The 23,559-nt window shown below is 69.6% G+C and carries 22 protein-coding genes; 16 read left to right on the top strand and 6 right to left on the bottom strand.

The features are described from left to right. Positions 1-27 precede the first annotated feature (27 nt). From FVO59_RS09830 to ligD, 3 genes are all read left to right on the top strand, one after another. The gene (locus FVO59_RS09830) at positions 28-2,505 is read left to right on the top strand and encodes an ATP-dependent helicase (protein ID WP_182252471.1); all 2,478 of its coding nucleotides are present in this window, start codon (positions 28-30) and stop codon (positions 2,503-2,505) included. 44 nt (positions 2,506-2,549) lie between these two features. Next, positions 2,550-3,680: an SseB family protein gene (locus tag FVO59_RS09835; RefSeq protein WP_182252472.1), complete on the top strand. Its 1,131-nt coding sequence runs from the start codon at positions 2,550-2,552 to the stop codon at positions 3,678-3,680. Positions 3,681-3,839: 159 nt separating this feature from the next. After that, positions 3,840-4,901 carry a non-homologous end-joining DNA ligase gene (gene ligD, locus FVO59_RS09840; protein ID WP_182252473.1) on the top strand — a complete coding sequence of 354 codons (1,062 nt, stop codon included), beginning with the start codon at positions 3,840-3,842 and terminating at the stop codon, positions 4,899-4,901. 6 nt (positions 4,902-4,907) lie between these two features. On the opposite strand, the gene FVO59_RS09845 is transcribed toward ligD, so the two are convergent. Then, positions 4,908-5,942, bottom strand: a complete 1,035-nt coding sequence (locus tag FVO59_RS09845; protein WP_182252474.1) for an ATP-dependent DNA ligase — start codon at positions 5,940-5,942, stop codon at positions 4,908-4,910. A 164-nt stretch (positions 5,943-6,106) separates the two neighbouring features. Here FVO59_RS09845 and FVO59_RS09850 point away from each other — a divergent pair, with 164 nt between their 5' ends. Together FVO59_RS09850 and FVO59_RS09855 are read left to right on the top strand one after the other, a co-directional pair. Next, a complete protein-coding gene (locus tag FVO59_RS09850; protein WP_182252475.1) occupies positions 6,107-7,096 on the top strand; it encodes a metalloregulator ArsR/SmtB family transcription factor in 990 nt (329 codons plus the stop codon). A gap of 22 nt (positions 7,097-7,118) precedes the next feature. Then, positions 7,119-7,526, top strand: coding sequence for an arsenate reductase ArsC (locus tag FVO59_RS09855; protein WP_182252476.1), 408 nt, complete (start codon positions 7,119-7,121; stop codon positions 7,524-7,526). Positions 7,527-7,569: 43 nt separating this feature from the next. On the opposite strand, the gene FVO59_RS09860 is transcribed toward FVO59_RS09855, so the two are convergent. Then, positions 7,570-9,018: a phytoene desaturase family protein gene (locus tag FVO59_RS09860; protein WP_182252477.1), complete on the bottom strand. Its 1,449-nt coding sequence runs from the start codon at positions 9,016-9,018 to the stop codon at positions 7,570-7,572. A gap of 64 nt (positions 9,019-9,082) precedes the next feature. Here FVO59_RS09860 and FVO59_RS09865 point away from each other — a divergent pair, with 64 nt between their 5' ends. Then, complete coding sequence (locus FVO59_RS09865; RefSeq protein WP_182252478.1) at positions 9,083-9,586, top strand: hypothetical protein; 504 nt, start codon at positions 9,083-9,085, stop codon at positions 9,584-9,586. 13 nt (positions 9,587-9,599) lie between these two features. Here the strand turns inward: FVO59_RS09865 and FVO59_RS09870 are convergent, their stop codons facing one another. Further along, complete coding sequence (locus FVO59_RS09870; protein WP_182252479.1) at positions 9,600-10,259, bottom strand: TetR/AcrR family transcriptional regulator; 660 nt, start codon at positions 10,257-10,259, stop codon at positions 9,600-9,602. Between the two features lie 130 nt (positions 10,260-10,389). Here FVO59_RS09870 and sucC point away from each other — a divergent pair, with 130 nt between their 5' ends. Beyond that, positions 10,390-11,556, top strand: coding sequence for an ADP-forming succinate--CoA ligase subunit beta (gene sucC, locus FVO59_RS09875; protein ID WP_182252480.1), 1,167 nt, complete (start codon positions 10,390-10,392; stop codon positions 11,554-11,556). Positions 11,557-11,574: 18 nt separating this feature from the next. Beyond that, positions 11,575-12,477 (top strand): succinate--CoA ligase subunit alpha, encoded by a 903-nt coding sequence (gene sucD / locus FVO59_RS09880; RefSeq protein WP_182252481.1) that lies wholly within the window; start codon positions 11,575-11,577, stop codon positions 12,475-12,477. A 172-nt stretch (positions 12,478-12,649) separates the two neighbouring features. Here sucD and FVO59_RS09885 read toward each other — a convergent pair whose 3' ends face one another. Then, entirely contained in the window at positions 12,650-13,228 is a 579-nt protein-coding gene (locus FVO59_RS09885) for a TetR/AcrR family transcriptional regulator (protein ID WP_182252482.1), read from the bottom strand. Between the two features lie 75 nt (positions 13,229-13,303). Here FVO59_RS09885 and FVO59_RS09890 point away from each other — a divergent pair, with 75 nt between their 5' ends. Further along, the gene (locus tag FVO59_RS09890; RefSeq protein WP_182252483.1) at positions 13,304-13,705 is read left to right on the top strand and encodes a VOC family protein; all 402 of its coding nucleotides are present in this window, start codon (positions 13,304-13,306) and stop codon (positions 13,703-13,705) included. A 28-nt stretch (positions 13,706-13,733) separates the two neighbouring features. Here the strand turns inward: FVO59_RS09890 and FVO59_RS09895 are convergent, their stop codons facing one another. Then, positions 13,734-15,173, bottom strand: a complete 1,440-nt coding sequence (locus FVO59_RS09895) for an NCS2 family permease (RefSeq protein ID WP_182252484.1) — start codon at positions 15,171-15,173, stop codon at positions 13,734-13,736. 91 nt (positions 15,174-15,264) lie between these two features. Between FVO59_RS09895 and FVO59_RS09900 the strand changes: the two genes are divergently transcribed. The 3 genes from FVO59_RS09900 to purH are packed head-to-tail and all read left to right on the top strand — an operon-like array spanning position 15,265 to position 18,769. Then, entirely contained in the window at positions 15,265-16,533 is a 1,269-nt protein-coding gene (locus FVO59_RS09900; RefSeq protein WP_182252485.1) for a cell division protein PerM, read from the top strand. A gap of 4 nt (positions 16,534-16,537) precedes the next feature. Next, positions 16,538-17,119: a phosphoribosylglycinamide formyltransferase gene (gene purN / locus FVO59_RS09905; protein ID WP_182252486.1), complete on the top strand. Its 582-nt coding sequence runs from the start codon at positions 16,538-16,540 to the stop codon at positions 17,117-17,119. Between the two features lie 42 nt (positions 17,120-17,161). Then, entirely contained in the window at positions 17,162-18,769 is a 1,608-nt protein-coding gene (purH, locus tag FVO59_RS09910; RefSeq protein ID WP_182252487.1) for a bifunctional phosphoribosylaminoimidazolecarboxamide formyltransferase/IMP cyclohydrolase, read from the top strand. A gap of 120 nt (positions 18,770-18,889) precedes the next feature. Here the strand turns inward: purH and FVO59_RS09915 are convergent, their stop codons facing one another. After that, positions 18,890-19,321 (bottom strand): Lrp/AsnC family transcriptional regulator, encoded by a 432-nt coding sequence (locus tag FVO59_RS09915; protein WP_182252488.1) that lies wholly within the window; start codon positions 19,319-19,321, stop codon positions 18,890-18,892. Positions 19,322-19,444: 123 nt separating this feature from the next. Here FVO59_RS09915 and ocd point away from each other — a divergent pair, with 123 nt between their 5' ends. The 4 genes from ocd (at position 19,445) to FVO59_RS09935 (ending at position 23,516) form a co-directional block, all read left to right on the top strand. Continuing rightward, a complete protein-coding gene (gene ocd, locus FVO59_RS09920) occupies positions 19,445-20,482 on the top strand; it encodes an ornithine cyclodeaminase (RefSeq protein ID WP_182252489.1) in 1,038 nt (345 codons plus the stop codon). Further along, complete coding sequence (ctlX, locus tag FVO59_RS09925; protein WP_182252490.1) at positions 20,479-21,396, top strand: citrulline utilization hydrolase CtlX; 918 nt, start codon at positions 20,479-20,481, stop codon at positions 21,394-21,396. The genes ocd and ctlX overlap by 4 nt, the downstream gene beginning before the upstream one ends. 105 nt (positions 21,397-21,501) lie before the next feature. After that, entirely contained in the window at positions 21,502-23,022 is a 1,521-nt protein-coding gene (locus FVO59_RS09930; protein ID WP_182252491.1) for a DNA-3-methyladenine glycosylase 2 family protein, read from the top strand. Beyond that, complete coding sequence (locus tag FVO59_RS09935; protein ID WP_182252492.1) at positions 23,019-23,516, top strand: methylated-DNA--[protein]-cysteine S-methyltransferase; 498 nt, start codon at positions 23,019-23,021, stop codon at positions 23,514-23,516. Before FVO59_RS09930 ends, FVO59_RS09935 begins: the two co-directional genes overlap by 4 nt. Positions 23,517-23,559: the final 43 nt, after the last annotated feature.

The following is a 23,559-nucleotide window of genomic DNA, read 5'->3' on the forward strand; positions in this document are numbered from 1 at the left end:
GGTCGGCGCGCCTAGACTCGAAGAGCCATGACCGACGCCCCTCTCATCGTTCCCGCTTCCTCCGGTCCTCGCCCTTCTGACGGGCGCGAGGAGCTTCTCGCGGGTCTCAATCCGCAGCAGCTCGAAGCCGTCACGCACCGCGGCAGCGCGCTGCTCATCGTGGCAGGCGCCGGCTCCGGCAAGACCAGCGTGCTGACGAGGCGGATCGCACTGCTCCTGCGTCAGCGTGAGGCGTGGCCCAGTCAGATCCTGGCGATCACGTTCACCAACAAGGCCGCCGCCGAGATGCGCGAGCGCGTCACCGGCCTCGTCGGGGACGTCGCCCGCGGCATGTGGATCTCGACCTTCCACTCGGCGTGCGTGCGGATCCTGCGGCGCGAAGCCGAGCAGTTCGGCTTCACCAAGTCGTTCACCATCTACGACTCGGGCGACTCGCGGGCGCTGCTGAAACGTCTGGTGAAGGAGCACGAGGCCGATGCATTCGGGCTCACACCCGGATCGGTGCAGTCGCGCATCTCGAAGCTGAAGAACGAGCTGACGGATGCCGAGGGCTTCGCCCGCCAGGCGAACCTGGGCGACCCCGCCGAACGAAAGTTCGCCGACATCTTCACGGACTACCAGCGCGCGCTGCAGAAGGCCAACGCCTTCGACTTCGACGATCTGATCGGGCAGACCGTCTACCTGTTCCGCGCCTTCCCGCATGTCGCCGACGTCTACCGGCGCCGGTTCCGCCACATCCTCGTCGACGAGTACCAGGACACGAACCACGCGCAGTACGCGCTGATCCATGAGCTCACCCGTCCGGTCTCCGGTCAGGGGGCGCAGGCCGAGCCGTATGCCATGAACGGCATGATGATCTTCGAGCCCGATGCCGCCCCGGCCTCCGACTCGGGTCTCGAGGGGGCGTCGCTCACGGTGGTCGGCGACTCCGACCAGTCGATCTACGCCTTCCGCGGCGCCGACATCCGCAACATCAGCGAATTCGAGCGAGACTTCCCCGGCGCCAAGGTGGTGCTGCTCGAGCAGAACTACCGCTCGACGCAGAACATCCTGTCGGCGGCCAACGCCGTGATCGGCAACAACTTCGACCGCAAGGCGAAGAACCTGTGGAGCGACCGAGGGCCCGGTGAGAAGATCGTCGGCTTCACCGGCTACTCGCAGCACGACGAGGCGCAGTTCGTCGCAGACGAGGTCGAGGCGCTGCGGCGAGGGGGCATCCCGTACTCCGAGATGGCCGTGTTCTACCGCACCAACTCGCAGTCCCGCGCACTCGAGGAGATCTTCATCCGTGCGGCTGTGCCGTACAAGATCATGGGCGGCACCAAGTTCTACGAGCGCGCCGAGATCAAAGACGCCCTGGCGTATCTCGTCGCCGTGGCGAATCCGGCCGACGAGATGGCCGTCCGCCGCATCCTGAACAAGCCGCGGCGCGGAATCGGCGACGTGACCGAGACGTCCATCGCGCGCTTCGCGGAAGAGAACGGACTCAGCTTCCGCGACGCCCTGCGCAACGCGCCGCTGCTGGGTGTCGGACCGAAGATCCAGGCCGCGATCACGCAGCTCGACGCCGTGCTGAACGAGGCGTCGGAGATCCTCACGCCGTCGTCGGGCGAGGTGCCGCCGGCGACCTCCGTCGCCGAGGGCCTCACGGTGCTGCTGAACAAGAGCGGCTACTTCGACATGCTGCGCGCCAGCCGCGACCCCCAGGACGAAGCGCGACTCGAGAACCTCGACGAGTTCGTGGCCGTCGCGCGCGACTTCGCCCGCAACAACCCCGACGGTGCGATCGCCGACTTCCTCGCCGAGGTGGCGCTCGTGTCCGACGCTGACGACCTCGACGACGAATCGGGCACGGTCTCGATGATGACCATGCACACAGCCAAGGGGCTCGAGTACGACGCGGTGTTCGTGACCGGCGTCGAAGAAGATCTCATCCCGCACCGCATCTCGGCGGGGGAGCCGGGCGGCCCGCAGGAGGAGCGGCGGCTGTTCTACGTCGGCATCACCCGCGCCCGCAAGCGCCTGCACCTGTCGCTCGCCATGACGCGTGCGCAGTTCGGCGAGGTGTCGGTCGCGATGCCCAGCCGCTTCCTGCAGGAGATACCCGGTGACCTGATCGACTGGCGCCAGTCGCCAGGCGACGTGAACTCGCGCGGCGGTATGCAGTCGCGGGCGCTCAACGCCCGGCGAGCCGGTGGCTGGGGCGGCTCAGGCGGCGGCTCGCAGGGTCGTGACCGATTCAGCCCGCAGCCGCTGGGGCGCAGCGAGTCGCTCAAGCCGCTGTCGACCGCGATGGACCGCTTCCCCAACAAGGTCACGGGCAAGGTGCGCGACAACGGCGACCTCGAGCTGACCTCCGGCGACCGCATCCGTCACGACGACTTCGGCGATGGGCGCGTGGAGGCGGTGACCGGCGAAGGGGCGAAGCGCATCGCGCACGTGCGCTTCGACTCGGCCGGGCAGAAGAAGCTGCTCATCAAGATCGCTCCCATCACGAAGCTCTGAGGCGGGTCGGCCCGCGCGCACCCGGTGCGATTAGGCTGGCTGATATGGCCCTCTTCTCACGCCGCAAGAAGTCCGTCGACCAGCCGGCCGCCGATTCGGCATCCGCCGAGGACACCGCTTCCGAGACCGTCGACGATGCGGCACCGGAGCCAGCGGCCGAGCCTGTTCCGGAGGTCGGCATCTCTGTGCAGGCGTTCCGTGGTGTCGGCGCGGACGCCGGCCCCGAGGTGAGCCTGCCCGCCGACGCCCCGACGCCCGCTGCCGGTCCTCAGGCCCCCGTCCGCCCCGTCTCCCGCTCGGCGCAGGGGCTCCCCAGCGAGCAGCAGTCAGCGCCGAGGCTCCCGCTGGCTCCGGCGATGCCGCCCGAGCAGACGCACACCACCGACGGGCTCATCGACAACGTCCTGCTGCGCGAGGCGCTCGGCGAACTGCAGCAGGGAGCCACCAACGAGCAGCTGCTCGGCGTGCTGCGCCAGTCGCTGCAGGGCCATCTCTACCTCCGCGTGCACGGCGACGCCCGCGAGCAGATCAGCTCGGGCAAGCCGCTCTCGGTAGGAGTGGTGCGCGACGGAGAGCGCTCTTTCATGCTCGCGTACAGCTCGGGCCGTGCCCTGCAGCAGTCGCTCCAGGGGGTGGAGGACGCGGCGGCGACCTCCGCAATCGCCCAGCCGACGACCGCCGTCTACCAGCAGGTGATCTCCGGCGGATTCAGCGGCATCATCCTCGACAACTCCTCGGCCCCGCACCGGGCCGTGTTCCCGACCGAGCTGCTGAAGAAGGCCGTCGATCAGGCCGACGAGGACATGGCGATCAAGGCGGCGCTCGCGGCCCCGCGCGACGAGCAGAGCGCCGTACGCGTCGTCGAGGCGCTCGCCAGGACACGCAGCTGGGTGGCCGTCAATGACGGCTCCAACGGCCAGCCGGTCGGCATCGCCGAGGCGCACGCGACAGATGGGCGCCGTTTCCTGCAGGTGTTCTCGCACCCGCTCGAGGTCGTCGCCCTCGGACGCAAGGACACTCCGATGCCCTTCCAGCCCGAGCAGCTGGCGAAGGTCCTCGGCGAGCACTCCGAGATCGCGGGAGTGCTGGTCGATGTCGCCGGCCCGTCGATCGCGATCGAGCGCGATGCGCTGAGCGCGGTGCTGGTGCTCGGAATCGAGATCGGCGAGGACTGACCCGCACGGGCTCGCCCTGTCGGAGTTCTCAGACCGTCCGCGGCAGGACCGGCGTGTCGCCCTGCGACATGCCGTGGGGCGCACGTTCGATCCGAGGGTTCCGACCGTGCGGGTCGCAAGCCCCTGTGTTCGGAGTGCCGCACCGCCTAGTGTCAGAGCATGGCCTCTGAGCGAGTGAAGGTGACAGTGCAGGACCCCGACGGCGAACGTGTCGTCGACCTGTCGAGTCCGAACAAGGTGATCTGGCCGACGGACGACGGCGAAGGGATCACGAAGGCGGAATACGCCGACTACGTCCAGCAGGTGTCGGGTGCGTTCCTGGCATCCACCGGCCACAGGCCGGTCTCGCTCGAGCGCTTCCGCGACGGGATCAGCGGCGAGCAGTTCTTCTCGAAGAACCCGCCCAAGGGCACTCCCGATTACGTGGATTCGGTCATGTGCACATACAACAGCGGGCGCAGGCACCCGCAGCTCGTGCTCACCAGGCCGAGCGCGATCGTGTGGGCGGTGCAGATGAACACCGTGGTCTTCCATCCATGGGCATCCCTCGCCTCGAACACAGACAACCCGGTCGAACTGCGCATCGATCTCGACCCGCAGCCCGGCACGGCGATCGCCGAGGCGATCGTCGCCGCGCACGAGCTGCGCGCGGTGCTGCGCGAGGCAGGGCTCGAGCCGCACATCAAGACCAGCGGAAACCGGGGCCTGCATGTGTTCTGCCCCATCGTGCCCGAATGGGAGTTCCTGACCGTGCGTCACGCAGTGATCGCCGCGGGACGCGAGCTCGAGCGGCGGATGCCGGAGCGCGTCACCACGAACTGGTGGAAGGAGGAGCGCGGCGAGCGGATCTTCGTCGACTTCAACCAGGCCAACCGCGACCGCACCATGGCGGGTGCGTACAGCGCACGGGCTCTGCCCGGAGCGCCGGTCTCGACGCCGATCCACTGGGAGGAGCTCGACGACCTCGACCCGAGGCGGTTCACCGTGCGCACCGTGCCCGCCCGTCTCGCCGAGATCGGCGACCCGTGGGCCGACATGCAGGATTCACCCGGTCGCATCGACACGCTTCTCGAGTGGTGGGAGCGCGACGTCGCCAACGGGCTGGGCGAGATGCCCTTCCCGCCCGAGTTCCCGAAGATGCCCGGCGAGCCGCCCCGCGTGCAGCCGAGCAAGAAGGTCGCCGAGAACTGGGACGAGAACGGCGAGCGGGTCGACGACTGACGCGGGCTACTGCAGCACGTCGGCCAGGTCGTACCCGGCCACCGTCTCGAGCTGCTCATAGGTGCATGAGCGGGCGTCGCGATCAGGGCGCCAGCGCTCGAACTGCACGGTGTGCCGGAAGCGGTCGCCCTCGAGCTGGTCGTAGCGCACCTCGAGCACGCGTTCGGGGCGCAGCCGCACGAAGGTCATGTCCTTCGAGCCGGTGAACCGCGAGCGCTCGCTCTCGCCGGTGACCGCGTCGCCGGAGTCGTCGCGCTCGACCAGAGGAGCAAGGTCGTCCACGAGCCGGCGGCGCATGGCATCCGTCCATGCCGCGACGCCGCCCACCTGTCGCAGGGTTCCCGCGTCGTCGTACAGGCCGACCAGCAGCGACCCGACGCCCGACCCGCTCTTGTGCACGCGGTAGCCGAGGGCGACCACATCGGCACTGCGCGCGTGCTTGATCTTGATCAGCGTGCGCTTGCCAGGCGCGTAAGGGTCGTCGAGCGGCTTCGCGACGACGCCGTCGAGGCCCGCCCCTTCGAACTCCGCCAGCCAGCGACGGGCGAGGTCGGGGTCGTCGGTGGTTCGGGTGAGGTGGAGCGGATGCGGGGCATCCGCCAGCATCCGCTCGAGCCGCGCTCGACGCTCACGGAAGGGGAGCGCCTGAAGGTCTTCGCCGCCATCGGCGAGGAGGTCGAAGGCGATGAACATCGCCGGGGTCTCGGCGGCGAGCTTCGCCACCCGTGAGGCGGCCGGATGGATGCGCTGACTGAGCGCCTCCCAGTCGAGCCGCTGGGCTCCGGCAGGTCCTGTCGCGACGACGATCTCGCCGTCGAGAAGGCAGGGCCCCGGCAGAGTCTCGGCCAGCTGCTCGACGAGCTCGGGGAAGTACCGGGTCAGCGGCTTCGCCCCTCGGGAGCCGATCTCGAGCGTCTCACCGTCCCACGCGACGAGTCCGCGGAAGCCGTCCCACTTCGGCTCGTAGAGCATCGGCCTCTTCGCAGGATCCGGGATGGACGCCGCCGCTTTGGCGAGCATGGGGGCGGGGATGTCGTACATCTCCCTATTAGCTCCCGTGCGACCGGCTGACGCAACCTTCCGCGTGAATCGCGCACGGTGAACGGTCGGTGAACATCCTCGGGCATCGGGTCACCTTGAATCGAAGTGTGTCAATATAGAGCGGTCGGCGACGACTCCGAGCACATCGGCGAAAGGGCAACTCCATGAACGTGCCGCTCATCGAGACCGTGGAATCCTGCAGTCCTGTCACGACGCACGCCATCGGTCAGGAGGCCGCCGCGACGGTCGCAGCGACTCTCAAGGCCCTGTCGGATCCGCTGCGACTGCGGATGCTCTCGGCGATCGCATCTGACCCGCGCGGAGAGTCGTGCGTGTGCGATCTCGCCCAGCTCGCCGACGTGTCGCAGCCGACGGTGTCGCATCATCTGAAGGTGCTCAAAGACGTCGACGTGCTCGCATCCCAGCGGCGCGGCACCTGGGTCTGGTACCGCATCAACGCGAGCCGCCGTGGCGCTGTCACCGCGCTCCTGGACTCCTTCGCGCCGGCGACGGTCACGGCGTCGTCCGAAGAGGCGGTCGCCGACCCGCGCCCGGACTTCGATGCCAGGATCACCCGCCTGGCCGATGAGCTCGCCGCCGCCGTTCCCGAGCTCGGCCCCGCCACCGTGCTCAGCGTGGTCCGCGAGTCGTACACGTCGCTCGCGCGCACCGCGAAGGTGACAGGGGCCCTCATCCCGCTCACCGAGCGCTTCGCCCGTCAGCGGCTCGCCGACCTCACTCGTGACCGGGACGGGTCGACGCCGCAGGTGCTGTTCGTGTGCGTCGCCAACGCCGGCAGGTCGCAGCTCGCTGCAGCGCTGGTGAACCAGATGGGCGGCGGCAGGATCGTCGCACGATCGGCGGGCTCCCGTCCCGCCGAGGTCATCCACCCCCACGTGCGCTCGATCCTCGCTCAGATCGAGGGCGACGCCGCAGACGAGCGCTTCCCCAAGCCTCTGACGGATGACGCGGTCCGCGCCGCCGACGTGGTGATCACCATGGGGTGCGGCGATGTGTGCCCTGTCATCCCGGGCATCAGATATGAGGACTGGGCCGTCGGCGACCCGGCCCTCGCATCGCCCGAAGGCGTCGAAGCCATCCGCGACGACATCGCCGAACGCGTTCGCGCTCTCATCGACGACCTCACCCGCTGACCCATCCCGAAGGAACCCTCTCATGACCGAAACGACGACCACGCCCTCCGTCCTCTTCGTCTGCGTGCACAATGCGGGCCGATCCCAGATGGCCGCAGGATTCCTGCGCGACATCGCCGGCGACCGGGTCGAGGTGCGCTCGGCGGGCTCCATGCCCGCTGATCGGATCAACCCGGTCGCCGTCGAGGCCATGGGCGAGCTCGGCATCGACATAACCGCCGAACAGCCCAAGGTGCTCACCACCGAGGCGGTGCAGGCATCAGACGTCGTGATCACCATGGGCTGCGGCGACGCCTGCCCGTTCTTCCCCGGCAAGCGCTACGAGGACTGGAAGCTCGACGACCCCGCGGGGCAGGGCATCGACGCCGTGCGCCCGATCAGGGACGAGATCCGCGCACGCATCGAGAAGCTCGTCGGCGAACTCGTCTGACGCGGTGCACCGCGGGTCGCGATGCCGATCCATCGAGAGCGCGTCAGAAGAGATCGTCGAGGGCGTCGGGGAGTCCGGCGTCGCGGAGCGCGGTGCGGGCAGCGTGCCAGCCAGCCATCCCATTCACGCCCGGCCCCGGCGGCGTCGCGGCGGATGCCAGATACACGCCGCGCATGGGTGTGCGCCACGGTGCCGTGGAGATCGCGGGCCGCTTCACCGCCTGCGCCATCGTGAAGGCGCCGCCGAAGACGTCGCCGCCGATCTCGCTCGCGTTCAGCATCTCCCGCGCCGAGGCTGGCACCGCGTGGCTGGCGAGCACGAGGTCGCGGAATCCGGGTGCGAAGCGCTCGACCTGGCGGGTGACGAGCTCGGTGGCATCGAGTTCGGAGCCGGGCGGGACATGGATGTAGGTCCACAGGACGGCCTTGCCCGCCGGAGCCCGGGTGTCGTCGAGCACCGACGGCTGCACGGCCAGCACATAGGGGCGCTCGCTCACTGTGCCGCGGGCGACCGCGTTCTCACTCGCCCAGACCTCGTCCCGCGTGCCGCCGACGTGCACGGTCGGCGACTGCGCGACCATCGGATTCGACCAGGGGACAGGGCCGTCGAGTGCGAAGTCGACTTTCGCGGCGGCGGCGCCGTAGCGGTAGTCCCGCACCGCGCGGGCGTAGCCTGCGGGCACGTCGGGGAGCGTCAGGGCGAGCCGCGGCGACGTGTTCAGCACGAGCAGGTCACCACGCGCGGGGTCGCCCCAGCCGAGCGCGCTCAGGTCGCGGATGCGCTCACCCGAGCGCACCGTGCCGCCATGCGCCTCGAGGTCGGCGACCAGCGCATCGGCGATGCGCTGCGCGCCGCCGCGCGGATACATCCACCCGCCCGCGTGGCCGTGGGCGACGAGCAGCAGCCCCGCGGCGGCGGCGCTCAGCGACGGCATCCGGCTGTTGGCGTGCGCCATCACCCCGGCCAGCAGCGCCGCGCCCTCCTGGGTGCGCAGCGTCCAGCGGGCGAACGGCGTGCCCTGCTCGAGCATTCGCAGCGCGTAGCGCGCGGCTGTAACCGGGTGCCGCGGCATACGCAGCAGCTCGTTCCCGGTGAAGTCGACCACTCCGTCGATGCCGTCGGCCAGCGGTCGCGCGAGAGCGAGCCAGGCGCGCTCGTCGGCTCCCAGCTCGCGTGCGGTGCGCTCGACGTCGCGCCACGCGATCGCCGCCCGCCCGTCATCGAGCGGGTGCGCGTACGAGATCTCCGGAGTGATCCAGTCCACCCGCTCGGCGAGGCCGAAGGCACGGAAGAACGGCGAACCGAGCGCGGCAGGATGAACGGCGGAGCAGACATCCGACACGAAGCCCGGCAGCGGACCGGGCAGGGTGCGCACCCCTCCGCCGATCGTGTCTGCGCCCTCGAGCACCTCGACCCGATACCCCGCGCGGGCAAGGGAGACCGCCGCGACGAGTCCGTTCGGTCCGCTGCCGATCACCGTCGCCCGTGCCATGCGCCCCAGTCTGGCACGCGTGGACCGGTCGGCCAGGGGCCTTGCGGATGAGAGAATGGATGTGATGAACGAAGTACAGGGTCCCACCCCCGCAGGAACCTCCCGACCGTACCGATCTCTCGCGGAGGCGCTGCGTGCGCACCGGATCCCCGTCGAGAATCACGAGTTCATCGCAGCGGTGACAGATGCCGTCGGGATCAGCAGCTACATCGACCGCGGCCGGTACATCGAGGCCATCCGCCGCACGCCCCAGGCGCCGCTGCACATCGGCCGGACGTATATCAACGGGTTCGCCGAGGACGAGCAGGTCAGCGTCGCGGGCCGTGTGCTGCCGCTGCTGCCCAGCGAGGGACGAGCACCGTATTTCTACGTGACCCAGCCCAGCGGGCTGCCCGGTGTCGCCGCGGTGAGGCGTCCGGCATCCGGCGCGCGCAAGCCCGCGGCATCCCGTCCCGCGCCCGAGCCGCGTGCACCGCGCGCGACGAACCTCAGCGAGCGCGACTACGGGGTCTGCGACGTGTGCTTCATGGTGAAGAACGCCGCGGGCAAGTGCGGCTGCGACGAGTGAGGCCGGCGGCGGCCTACGACAGCTGAGCCTGCACCCGGCGCGAGATCTCGGCGATCGGCATCGATCGGGGGAACACCGCCACGACGACGTCGTCGTCCGCGGGCTCCGACGACTCGGGGAGCACGCCGTAGCGTCGCCGCACGTCGTCGAGCGCTTCACGCAGCTCCGTCAGCGGCACCCGGCGTCCACGCAGCAGCTGCCGCAGCACGTGATTGTGCACCGCGGTGATCAGCGCCGAGAAGCCGACCGCGTCGATCGGCGCGATGCCTGGCAGCGAATCGCGCAGGTACTCGTCGAACAGGCGCTCGTAGCGGAACACCGTCACGATCTCGCGATCGCGCAGCACGGCCACCTCGCGCACGATCTCGTAGCGCCTGCGGGCGAGTTCGGGATCGCGGGCGAAGTGCGTGAACACCCGCTCCGATGCCTCGCAGACCGCTGCCCAGGGGTCGTCGTGCGATTCGGAGAGGAACCGGCGCAGCTCGTCGAGGAGCGCCTCGTGATCGGTGAAGACGACGTCCTCCTTCCCGCCGAACTGGCGGAAGAAGGTCGAACGCGAGACCCCGGCGGCTTTCGCGATCTGCTCGACCGAGGTGGCCTCGAACCCCAGTTCGGCGAACAGATCGATCGCGGCGGCGACGACGCCGGTGCGCAGTTCAGTCGGATGCTGCATACCGGAGAGCCTAGACCCGCGGTGCGGGGCAGGTCGTCGGCGGTAGTAGGCTTGCCAATCGGGTCGAATGATATCGACACCCGACAGAACTGTCGCGTCCCACCCGCCGCAACCAGCGAAGGACTGCACTGTGGATCTCTACGAGTACCAGGCACGAGACCTTTTCGAATCCTACGGAGTGCCGGTTCTCGCCGGCATCGTCGCCGACACCCCCGAGGAGGTGAAGGCAGCGGCCGAGAAGCTCGGTGGAGTGGTGGTCGTCAAGGCCCAGGTCAAGACCGGTGGCCGCGGCAAGGCCGGCGGCGTCAAGGTCGCCAAGAACCCGGATGAGGCGTACGAGGCCGCGAAGGCGATCCTCGGTCTCGACATCAAGGGGCACATCGTCAAGCGGGTCATGGTCGCCGCCGGCGCCCGCATCGCCGAGGAGTTCTACTTCTCGGTGCTCCTCGACCGTGCGAACCGCTCGTACCTGTCGCTGTGCAGCGTCGAGGGCGGCATGGAGATCGAGCAGCTCGCCGTCGAGAAGCCCGAGGCACTCGCCCGCATCGAGGTCAACCCGCTCACCGGCATCGACAAGGCGAAGGCCGTCGAGATCGCCAAGGCCGCCAACTTCCCCGAGGACCTCGTCGAGAAGGTCTCCGATGTGTTCGTGAGGCTCTACGAGGTCTACAAGGGCGAGGACGCCACGCTCGTCGAGGTGAACCCGCTGGTGCGCACCGAAGACGGCGACATCATCGCCCTCGACGGCAAGGTCACCCTCGACGAGAACGCCTCCGAGATCCGTCACCCCGGTCACGAGGCCCTCGCGGACAAGGACTCCGAGAACCCGCTCGAGGCCAAGGCGAAGGCATCCGGCCTGAACTACGTCAAGCTCGACGGCCAGGTCGGCATCATCGGCAACGGCGCGGGTCTGGTCATGTCGACCCTCGACGTCGTCGCCTACGCAGGCGAGAACCACGGCGGCGTGAAGCCGGCCAACTTCCTCGACATCGGCGGCGGCGCATCGGCCACCGTCATGGCGGCGGGCCTCGACGTCATCCTCGGTGACGAGCAGGTCAAGAGCGTGTTCGTGAACGTCTTCGGCGGCATCACCTCGTGCGTCGCCGTCGCCGACGGCATCGTGAAGGCCCTCGAGATCCTCGGCGACGCGGCCACCAAGCCGCTCGTCGTGCGCCTCGACGGCAACCAGGTCGAGGAGGGTCGTCAGATCCTCGCCGCAGCCAACCACCCGCTCGTCACCCTCGCCGCAACCATGGACGAGGGCGCCGACAAGGCCGCCGAGCTGGCGAACGCCTGACGCGAAGGAATCAACGACATGTCGATCTTCATCAACAAGGACTCCAAGGTCATCGTCCAGGGCATCACCGGCGGTGAGGGCACCAAGCACACCGCACTGATGCTCAAGGCCGGCACCAACATCGTGGGCGGCGTCAACGCCCGCAAGGCCGGCACCACCGTCGCCCACACCGACAAGGACGGCAACGCCGTCGAGCTTCCCGTCTTCGGCTCGGTCGCCGAGGCCATGGAGAAGACCGGGGCCGACGTCTCGATCGCCTTCGTGCCCGGCGCCTTCACCAAGGACGCCATGGTCGAGGCGATCGACGCCGAGATCCCGCTGCTCGTGGTCATCACCGAGGGCGTGCCCGTCGGCGACAGCGCAGAGGCGTGGGCGTACGCCACCGAGAAGGGCAACAAGACCCGCATCATCGGCCCGAACTGCCCCGGCATCATCACGCCCGGGGAGGCGCTGGTCGGCATCACCCCGGCCAACATCACCGGCAAGGGTCCGATCGGCCTCGTGTCGAAGTCGGGCACCCTCACGTACCAGATGATGTTCGAGCTGCGCGACCTCGGCTTCTCGACCGCCATCGGCATCGGCGGCGACCCTGTCATCGGCACCACGCACATCGACGCGCTCGCCGCGTTCGAGGCCGACCCCGAGACCAAGGCCATCGTCATGATCGGCGAGATCGGCGGCGACGCCGAGGAGCGCGCGGCCGACTACATCAAGGCGAACGTGACGAAGCCGGTCGTCGGCTACGTCGCGGGCTTCACCGCTCCCGAGGGCAAGACCATGGGTCACGCCGGTGCCATCGTCTCGGGCTCGGCCGGAACCGCTCAGGCCAAGAAGGAGGCCCTCGAGGCCGCAGGCGTCAAGGTGGGCAAGACGCCCTCCGAGACTGCTGACCTGATGCGCGCGATCGTCGAGGCGCTCTGACCTGAGCTAGACTCGTATACGAAGGCCCCGGGCTCCACCCCGGGGCCTTCGTTCATGTCCGGGCCGCCCGGGCATGCGGCCGTGCGACCTCGGTTGACGTGCGCTTCCGGGCGCCGAGGCATACGCAGCCGACCCCGGCAGCGCCGACCCCGGCAGCGGTGCCCTCGGCGTGTCAGTGCGCCAGGACGGCGTCGAGCAGCACGTCGAGCATGCGGTGCGCCGACTCGCGCGCCGCGCCGTCGTGCGGGCGCTCGGAGAGCCAGAGGGCGGCTTCGTTCATGGCGCCCGAGAGCAGCGCGGTGGCCGCTGCGACATCGGCGTCAGCGAGGTCTATCACGCGCAGCGCATCGCTCAGATGTGCGCCCGAGGCCTCGGCATCCGCCTGCCGCCAGGCATCCCAGCCCAGGGCGCGAGGCGCGTCGACCAGCAGCACCCGGGCCCTGCCGTTCGCTGTGATCGCGTCGAGGAACGCGTGGCTGCCGATTCGAAGCGACTCGGAGGGGGAGCGCGAGGCATCGGCTGCCGCGACCACGGCGTCGGCGACCTGCTGCTGCATTCGCTTCATGACGGCGAGGAAGAGGCCGGGCTTCGAGACGTAGTGGTGGTAGACGGCGCCGCGGGTCACCCCGGCGTCGACCGCGATCTCGTCGATCGATGCCGCAGCGAAGCCGTGCTCGATGAAACGCGCCTCAGCGGCGTCGAGGACTCTGGCCGCGGTCGCTGCGGCCTCGGCGGCGGTGGCTCTGGGCATCGGGTTCCCTTACATACTCTGTGCATGTATCTTAGTGGAACCAGATACAAACACTGCGTATGTAAAGGAAGTGCGATGCATATCTCCTCGTTCTATCCCGTGCTCATGGTCGACGATGTCGCCGCCTCGGCGCGGTTCTACCGCGACGTGCTCGGCTTCGAGACGACCTTCGAGGCCGACTGGTACGTCAGCCTGCGCGTCGACGGAGGCGAGCTGGCCGTGCTCGATCGCCGCCATGAGACCATCCCGGAGGGATTCCGCGTCCCGGTGGCCGGCCTGCTTCTCAACGTCGAGGTCGACGACGCCGAGGCGGAGCACGCACGGCTCGTCGGTGAACTCCGCCTCGTCGAACGTCTTCCGCTGCGCGATGAGGATTTCGGCCAGAGGCATTTCATCGTCGAAGCACCCGGGGGAGTGCTGCTGGATGTGATCGAGCCGATCGAGCCGTCAGCCGAGTTCGCGGCGGCCTACGCCTGACGTCAGGAAAGAGGACGATCCCGCGGGATCAGCTGAGGAGCATCTCCACCGGGCCGCGGGCGAAGTAGATGACGAAGCCGATCGTCACCACCCACAGCAGCGGGCTGATCTCCTTGGCCTTGCCCGAGAACGCGCGGGCGGCGACCCAGCCGATGAACCCCGCACCGATGCCGTTGGCGATCGAGTAGGTCATCGGCATGACCGACACGGTGAGGAAGACGCCGAACAGGGCGGAGAAGTCGGTGAGGTCGATGAAGCGTATCTGGCTCATCATCAGCGCGCCGACGATGACCAGCGCGGCCGCCGCCACCTCGGTGGGGACGATGGAGACGAGCGGCGTGAAGAACATCGCGATGAGGAAGAGCACGCCGGTGACGAGGTTCGCGAATCCCGTGCGGGCGCCCTCGCCGATGCCGGCGCCCGACTCGATGAACACCGTGTTCGACGAGGCTGAGGTGGCGCCGCCGACCACTGCACCGACGCCCTCGACGATGAGCGCCGACTTCAGGCGCGGGAAGTTGCCGCGGTCGTCGGCGATGTCGGCCTCCTTCGCGAGACCGGTCATGGTGCCCATCGCGTCGAAGAAGTTCGTGAACACGAGGGTGAACACGAGCATGAGCGCCGCAAGCGCGCCGATCCGGCCGAAGGAGCCGAACAGGTCGACCTGGCCGACGAGTGACAGATCCGGAACGCTGACGAGCTGCGAGGGAAGGGCCGGCACCGAGAGGCCCCAGCCGCCGGGGTTGTCCTCGCCCTTGGCGCCGATGTGCCAGATCGCCTCGACGACGACCGCCAGCACGGTGCCGGACACCAGGCCGATGAGGATTCCGCCCTTCACCCTTCGCGCGACGAGCACGCCGGTCACCAGCAGGGTGATGACGAAGATCAGCGTCGGGATCGTCGCGACCGATCCGCCGACGCCGAGGGCGACCGGCGGCGAGGTGGCAGCTGTGACGAAGCCCGCGTTGACGAAGCCGATGAACGCGATGAACAGGCCGATGCCGACGGTGATCGCGATCTTCAGCTGCATCGGAACGGCGTCGAAGATCATGCGGCGCAGACCCGTGGCGCTGAGCAGCACGATGATCAGGCCGTTGACGACCACGAGTCCCATCGCCTCGGGCCACGTGACCTCGCCGACGACGGAGAACGCGAGGAACGCATTGATGCCGAGGCCGGCCGCGAAGCCGAACGGCAGCCGGGCGACCAGGCCGAACAGAATCGTCATGACCGCGGCCGTGAGGCCGGTGACCGCGCTCAGCTGCACGAAATCGAGCTGAGAGCCCGCGATGTCGGTTCCGCTGGAGAGGATGATCGGGTTCAGGATGACGATGTACGCCATCGTCACGAATGTGACCACACCGCCGCGGATCTCGGCGGCGAAACTCGAACCCCGCCGGGTGATCTCGAAGAAGCGGTCGATCGCGTTTCGCGGTTCGGCGTCGGTGCGCACAGGGGCATCAGTCATCGGGGGACCTCCGCAGAGAATCTATCGGGTTCTGCGGAGCGAGCGTGGCCCAGGCGCGCGGCGGCCACGCACGACGTAGGCTCGATTCGTCATGCAACGCCTCATCGTCGCGCTCCTCGCCGCCCTCGACGCCGCCATCGCGGCCGCGGTCGGGCTCGCTCTCGTGCTCGCCCCCTTCACGCTGCTCTGGGTGCTCGCGTTCGGACTCGACGCCGACTGGGGTGCCCTCTGGCCGGTGAGCGCGACGCTCTGGCAGCTCGGGCACGGTGTGCCCCTCGAGGTCGTGCTGCCTGATGCCCTGCTGTCGAGCCTCGCCATTCCGAAGGAGGCCGCTCGCTTCGCCCTCTCGGTGCCGCCGCTGGCGCTGCTGCTGTTCACCCTGCTCTTCGCGGCGCGCTCGGGCCGACGCGCGGCGGTCGCCGGTCGCTGGATCTCGGGAGTGACCGGGGGAGTGGTCGCGTTCGCGATCCTCACCGCGGGGGTCGCGGTGAGCGGCGGCTCCGATGTGCTGCGAGCCACGCCATGGGTCGCCGTGGTCGTTCCCGTCGGCGTGTACACGGTCGGCGCGCTTGCCGGAGCGGTCGGTCACGCCTGGACGGAGGGCGATGACGGGCCGATCGACCGGCTCCGCGACCTGATCGACGGCTGGGGCGAGTGGGCGGCGGTGCCTGGCGAGACGGTCCGCGGCGCCGCGGTCGTGACAGTCGCCATGGCCGGGGCATCCGCCGTCGGCATCGCAGCGATGACGGTGCTGCGCGGCGGAGAGGTGGTCGCGCTGTTCGAGGCCGCCCACGTCGACGCGCTCGGAGCCGTCATGCTCACCCTCGCTCACCTGGCGTACCTGCCGACCCTGGTGGTGTGGGCGGCGAGCTGGCTCGCAGGGCCGGGCTTCGCCCTCGGCAGCGGCACGTCGGTCTCGCCGGCGGGCACCGAGCTGGGTGTCGTGCCCGGCATCCCGATTCTCGGGCTGGTGCCCGAGAACTCGTCGATCTGGATGCTGGTGAGCGTGCTCGTGCCGATCGCGTGCGGTGCCGTGGCCGGATGGATGGTGCGCTCTCGCCTCGTCTGGGAGGACACCGCTCGCGGCTACGGCCCGCGGGCGGCGATCGCCGCCGGAATCGCTGCGTCGTCTTCCGGAATCGCCGCTCTCGCCGCACTGCTGGCATCCGGATCGATCGGCCCCGGCCGTCTCGCCGAGGCAGGCCCCGCGGTGGGGCCCTTCGCGCTGGCGATCGGCGTGGAGGTGCTCATCGGCGCCGGCATCCTGCTGCTCGCACCGCGGCACCGCGATGAGCTCGCGGAGGAGCGCACCGACCGCTGGAACGAGGAGATGGCGGGGCTCACCGCCCCGATAGACTGAGCGGGTGCTGACGCTCGCCGTTCTCATCTCCGGTACCGGCTCGAACCTCCGAGCCCTGCTCGAGGCCGCGAGCCACCCCGAGTTCCCCGCCAGGGTCATCGCCGTCGGCGCCGACCGGGACGCGGCGGGGCTGGTCCACGCCGAGGAGTTCGGCATCCCCACCTTCACCGTCCCCTACACCGCGTACACGAGTCGTGAGGAGTGGGGACAGGAGCTGGCCGAGCAGCTGGATGCCTGGCAGCCCGATCTCATCGTGCTGAGCGGTCTGATGCGCCTGCTGCCGCCAGCCGTCGTAGAGCGCTACGCGCCGAACATCATCAACACCCACCCGGCGTACCTGCCCGAGTTCCCCGGCGCGCACGGCGTGCGCGACGCGCTGGCCGCGGGCGTCACCGAGACCGGGGCGAGCATCATCGTGATCGACGACGGCATCGACAGCGGCCCCATCCTCGCGCAGGAGCGCGTGCCGGTGCTGCCGGGCGACACCGAGTCCACCCTGCACGACCGCATCAAACCTGTCGAGCGCCGCCTGCTCATCGACACCGTGCGGCGCATCGCCACCGGTGGGCTGGCGCTCTCCCGCTGAATCCACCCCGCTGACACCCCGCCCGAACGAAGGAGCACTCTCATGGCCGGCCCCCGCCTCGATCCCTCGCTGTACCGCGACCGCGACCTCGTGCGGATCAAGCGCGCCCTCGTCTCGGTCAGCGACAAGTCCGGCCTGCTCGAGCTCGCCGAGGCGCTGACGAATGCGGGCGTCGAGATCGTCTCGACCGGGTCGACGGCTCAGACGATCCGCGACGCAGGGCACGAGGTCACCGACGTGGCCGCGGTCACCGGCGTGGCCGAGATGCTGGACGGGCGCGTGAAGACCCTGCACCCGAAGGTGCACGGCGGCCTGCTGGCCGACCTTCGTCTCGAGGACCACGAGCGCCAGCTCGCCGACCTGGAGATCGAGCCGTTCGAACTCGTCGTCGTCAACCTCTACCCGTTCGTCGAGACCGTGGCATCCGGCGCCGAGCCCGACGCCATCGTCGAGCAGATCGACATCGGCGGACCCGCCATGGTGCGCGCCGCGGCGAAGAACCACGCGAACGTCGCGATCGTCGTCTCGCCCGAGTCGTACCCCGCCATCATCGAGGCGATCGAAGAGGGCGGAACGACCCTCGTGCACCGTCGCGAGCTCGCCGCCCGCGCCTTCGCGCACACCGCGAACTACGATTCCGCCGTCGCGCAGTGGTTCTCGGAGGGGACGCTGGTCGAGGGCGGCGACCTGCCCGCGCACCTCACCGTCAAGGCAGAGCGTCTCGCGACGCTGCGGTACGGCGAGAACTCGCATCAGCGCGGCGCCATCTACACCCGCGCGGGCGGTCACGGCATCGCGCAGGCCACGCAGCTGCAGGGCAAGGAGATGTCGTACAACAACTACGTCGATGCCGACGCCGCGCTGCGCGCCGCGTACGACATGGTGCAGCCGGCTGTCGCCATCATCAAGCACGCGAACCCGTGCGGCATCGCCACCACCGCGCCCAGCGCCCTCGACCCGATCGCCAGCGCGCACCTGCGCGCCCACGAATGCGACCCGGTCTCGGCATACGGCGGGGTGATCGCGGCGAACGGCACCGTCACCCTCAAGATGGCCGAGAACCTCAAAGACATCTTCACCGAGGTGATCGTCGCCCCGTCGTTCGAGCCGGCCGCGCTCGAGGTGTTCAAGGCGAAGAAGAACCTGCGTCTGCTGCAGCTGCCGGCCGACTGGCGCCAGGAGCGCATGGACGTGCGTCTCGTCTCGGGCGGTCTGCTGCTGCAGGACGCCGACCGCTTCCCCGACGACATCGTCTCGGTCGCCAAGAACTGGGAGCTCGTCTCTGGTGAGCGTCCCGACGACAGGGAGATGGAGAACCTCATCTTCGCGTGGAAGGCATGCCGCGCCGTGAAGTCGAACGCGATCGTGCTGGCGAAGGACAACGCCACCGTCGGCGTCGGCATGGGGCAGGTCAACCGGGTCGACTCGTGTCGCCTCGCGGTCGAGCGCGCGGGTGACCGGGCAGCCGGCTCCGTGGCCGCGTCCGACGCGTTCTTCCCGTTCGCCGACGGCCCGCAGGTGCTCATCGACGCCGGTATCAAGGCGATCGTGCAGCCGGGCGGGTCGGTGCGCGACGACGAGGTGATGGACGCTGCCCGCAAGGCCGGCGTGACCATGTTCTTCACCGGCGAGCGCCACTTCTTCCACTGACGCGGAGCGCAGCGACGCGGCGAACCGCTCGCCGACACCCCCACTTCGTGCCGACACCCCTGGCTGCGGACGACCGCAGCCAGGGGTGTCGGCAGCACGTAGGGGTGTCGGCGATGAGGGTCAGACCGTCGCCGATGACAGCAGGATGCTGGTCTCGCTGTCTCGGATGCCCTCGATGCCGCGGATGGTGCTCAGTGTCTCGTCGAACGACGCGAGGCCGTCGCAGCTGATGTCGGCGACGAGGTCCCAGCGCCCGTTCGTGGTGTGCAGTGCGGCGATCTGAGGCACACCGCGCAGGCTCCGGATCACGTCACGGGTGTTGCGCCCCTCGACGGCGATCAGCATGATCGCCCGCACCACGGAGGTGGTCGCGGGGTCGCGCACGCGCACGGAGAACCCGACGATGACCCCGCTCTCTACCAGCCGGCGCAGGCGGGCGTCGACGGTGGCACGGGTCACGCCGAGCCGACGGGCGAGGTTGACGACCGACTCGCGGCTGTTCGCGCGCAGCAGCGACAGCAGGCGTCGATCGAGGTCGTCGAGGGGATTCATATACAGAACGTACATCCAGTATGAGCAATCTGCCATAGCGTTCGCGTAAATGACCATTCCTGCTGATTGAAAGTGAAAGCACTGGCTCCGTAGATTGAGATCCACTGAGTGAAGGGATGGACGATGGTCCGTTTTGTCGATGTTCCGAACATGCGCCGCTGGCTGATCGATACGGGCATCGAACGTGCCATCGAGGGCATCGCCGAGACCCTCGTGGAGGATTTCCGCCGCTGGGAGCAGTTCGACAAGACCGCGCGCGTGGCCAGCCACTCCGAGATCGGAGTGATCGAGCTCATGCCCGCCAGCGACGGCCGCCAGTACGGCTTCAAGTACGTCAACGGGCACCCCTCCAACCCCTCGCGCGGGATGCAGACCGTCACGGCCTTCGGCGTGCTCGCCGACGTCGACAGCGGATACCCGACGCTGTGGACCGAGATGACCATCCTCACCGCGCTCCGCACGGCGGCGACGTCTGCCATGGTCGCCCGGCTGCTCGCGCCCGCGGGCGCGACGACCATGGGCATGATCGGCACCGGCAGCCAGTCCGAGTTCCAGGCCCTCGCGTTCCGGGCGATGCTCGGCATCCACTCGCTGCGCATCTGGGACACCGATCCGCACGCGATGGACGTCTTCGAGGCGAACATGCGCCCGCTCGGATTCGACATCGTGCGCGCATCCAGCGCGGCAGATGCGGTCCGCGACGCGCAGATCATCACCACGTGCACCGCCGACAAGGCCAACGCCACCGTGCTCACCGACGACATGGTCGCCCCCGGCGTGCACATCAACGCGATCGGCGGCGACTGCCCAGGCAAGACCGAGCTCGACGCGGGCATCCTGCGCCGCTCCGACATCTTCGTCGAGTACCCGCCGCAGACCAGGATCGAGGGCGAGATCCAGCAGCTCGACGCCGACCACCCGGTCATCGAGCTGTGGCGCGTGCTGCGCGGCGAGGCATCGGGGCGGACCTCCGCCGACCAGATCACCGTCTTCGACTCGGTGGGCTTCGCGATCGAGGACTTCTCGGCGCTGCGCTACCTGGATGCCGCCATCGACGGCACCGACTACTTCACCGACGTCGACATCATCGCCGAGCCCGCTGACCCGAAGAACCTGTTCGCCCTGGTCGCCGAGGGCGCCGTCGTGCCCAGCCTGGCGTGAGAGCCGCATCGGCGCAGGCGCCGAACGCCGTGGTGCTGATCCGTCCGCACCACTTCCGGCCGAATCCGCAGACGGCCGCCGACAACACCTTCCAGCGCGAGACCGACCATGACGTGTCGCGCGACGCGTTCGAGGCGTGCACCCGGGTCGCCGAGGTGCTGCGCGGAGAAGGCGTGCGCGTGCACCTGTTCGAGGACGCCGGTGAATCGCATCCCGACAGCGTGTTCCCGAACAACTGGTTCTCGACGCACGCCGGCGGGCGCGTCGCCATCTACCCGATGTACGCGCCGAACCGGCGCGGCGAGCGCCGTGCAGACATCGTCGAGATGCTCAAGAGCGAGTACCGCGTGCAGGAGGTCATCGACTACTCGGGTCTCGAACCCGACGGGCTCTTCCTCGAGGGAACCGGCGCGATGGTGCTCGACCACGTGTCGCGGATCGCATACGCGGTGCGCTCGCACCGCTGCGACCCGGTACTGGTCGAGCGGTTCTGCACGGTGTTCGGCTACGAGCCGGTGGTGTTCGACGCCGCAGACTCCGACGGTGTGCCGATCTACCACACCAACGTGATGATGTGCATCGGCACCGACATCGCGCTCATCGGACTCGACATGATCGTCGGCGAGGCCAGGCGCGCCGAGATCGCGCAGCGCATCCGCGACACGGGCCGCGTGCTCGTGGATCTGAGCGCGGAGCAGGTGGCCTCGTTCGCGGGCAACGCGATCGAGCTGAGGGATGCCGACGGCGAGCGCATCCTCGTGCTGTCCGAGACCGCTCATCGCAGCCTCACCGACGAGCAGCTGGCGATGCTGTCGGCCTCGTGCCGGCTTCTGCCGATCGACGTGGCGCCGATCGAGCTGGCAGGGGGCTCGGTGCGCTGCATGATCGCGGGCATCCACCTCGACCCCCGCTGAGCGCCAGCCGGGTCGACGCGAGTCGGCGACCGGCTCCTGGGGACACCGGACTGCCATGTCCGATTTCCGCCAGCCCTGCCCTCGTGGGCGTGACAGCATGGATGCATGAGCAGCACCATCGAGCACGACGAGCGCTACCGCGCGATCAGCGCGAGGGACACCCGCTTCGACGGCCAGTTCGTCACTGCGGTGCGCTCGACCGGCATCTACTGCCGGCCGAGCTGCCCCGCTCGCACACCGAAGCGCGAGAACGTCACGTTCTACCCGACCAGTGCCGCGGCGCACGAGGCCGGCTACCGGGCCTGCAAGCGATGCCTGCCCGAGGCCGCACCCGGGTCTCCCGCGTGGAACCTGCGCGGAGACGCCGCCGCCAGGGCGATGCGCCTGATCGCCGCAGGCGTCGTCGAGCAGGAGGGCGTGCCCGGACTCGCTCGCCGCCTGGGCTACTCGCCGCGACACCTCACCCGGCTGCTCACCACCGAGCTCGGCGCGGGTCCGCTCGCCCTCGCCAGGGCACACCGCGCGCACACGGCCCGCATGCTGCTGGTCGGAACCGACCTGCCTGTCTCCGAAGTCGCCTTCTCAGCCGGATTCGCGAGCATCCGGCAGTGCAACGACACGATCCGCGAGGTCTTCGAGATGACGCCGGGAGAGCTGCGCGCGAAGCGCAGGCACGCATCAGGTGCCACGGATCGCTCGGCCCGAGCCGATGACGGGACTCAGGGTGCGATCGACCTGCTGCTGCCGCACCGCACGCCGATGGATTCGGCAGGGGTGTTCGCGTGGATGGCGGCACGTGCCCTGCCCGGCGTCGAGACCGCCACCGCGACGTCGTTCGCACGACACCTCCGCATGCCGGGCGGACCGGCGCACTTCGAGGTGAGGCAGACGCCGGAGGGGCAGCTGCGACTGCGCGCGAAGGTCACCCGCCTCGGCGACCTCGCTCCGCTCGTGTCGACGGCGCGCCGGCTGTTCGATCTGGACGCCGATCCGCAGGCCGTCGACGAGGCGCTCTCGTCGCATCCGCAGCTGGCGCCGCTCGTGGCGGCCGTCCCTGGCATCCGGATGCCCGGTGCAGCCGACCCGCACGAGATGCTGATCCGGGCCATGGTCGGCCAGCAGATCACCGTCGCCGCCGCCCGCACCGCGCTGACGGCACTCGCCGAGCAGTTGGGGGAGAGGACGGCCGACGGCGGACTGCTCTTCCCGACCATGGCCGCGATCGCCGAGCACGGCGCCGAGGTGCTGCGCGGACCCACCGCGCGCATCCGGGCGATCACCGGCGCCGCGGAGGCGCTCGCCGACGGCTCCCTCCCGCTCAGCGTCGGCGACGACGCCGCCGAGCAGCGCGCCGCCCTGCTGGCCATGCCAGGCATCGGGCCGTGGACCGCCGACTACGTGCGCATGCGGGTCATCGGCGATCCCGACGTCTTCCTGCCGGGGGATGTCGCCGTGCGCTCCGGGGCCGTCGCATCCGGACTGCCCGGCGATCCGGCCGCCCTGACCGCCTGGGCCGCACGCACGGCGCCCTGGCGCAGCTACCTCACCGCCCACCTGTGGGCGGCGGCGCCGGTGCGCCCGCAGCGCCGTCGTCCCGTCCATCCCGCATCGAAGGAGTCATCGTGACCGCACTCATCCAGACCATCCAGACCCCCGACGGGCCCCTGACCATCCTCGCCGACGACTCCCAGCGGGTGCTGGCGTCGGGGTGGAGCGACGATCAGAGCGCGATCGTCGCACGGGTGCACCCCGCGCTGCGGCCGGCGCACGTCGGCGAGGGGGAGACGGATGCCGCCGGCGCGGCCCTCGCGTACTACGCAGGCGACCTGCGCGCGATCGATTCGGTGCGAGTCCTGCAGCGCGGCACCGCGATGCAGGCTGCGGGGTGGGAGGCGCTGCGCCGCATCGAGCCCGGCCGCCCGCTCAGCTACAGCGAGTTCGCCCTCGAGCTCGGCAGCCCGCAGGCGGTGCGCGCAGCCGCGTCGATCTGCGCTCGCAATGCGCCGGCGCTGTTCGTGCCCTGTCACCGTGTGCTGCGCTCCGACGGCTCCCTCGGCGGTTTCGCCTGGGGACTGCCGGTGAAGCAGAGCCTTCTCGCCCGCGAGCGCGGGGAGCTCTGACACATCCGGCGCCGCCTCGTCGGCGCCGGATCGCCCCACCCGG

The sequence above is a fragment of the Microbacterium esteraromaticum genome, assembly GCF_014084045.1.
In the GTDB taxonomy this organism is placed as follows: domain Bacteria; phylum Actinomycetota; class Actinomycetes; order Actinomycetales; family Microbacteriaceae; genus Microbacterium; species Microbacterium esteraromaticum_D.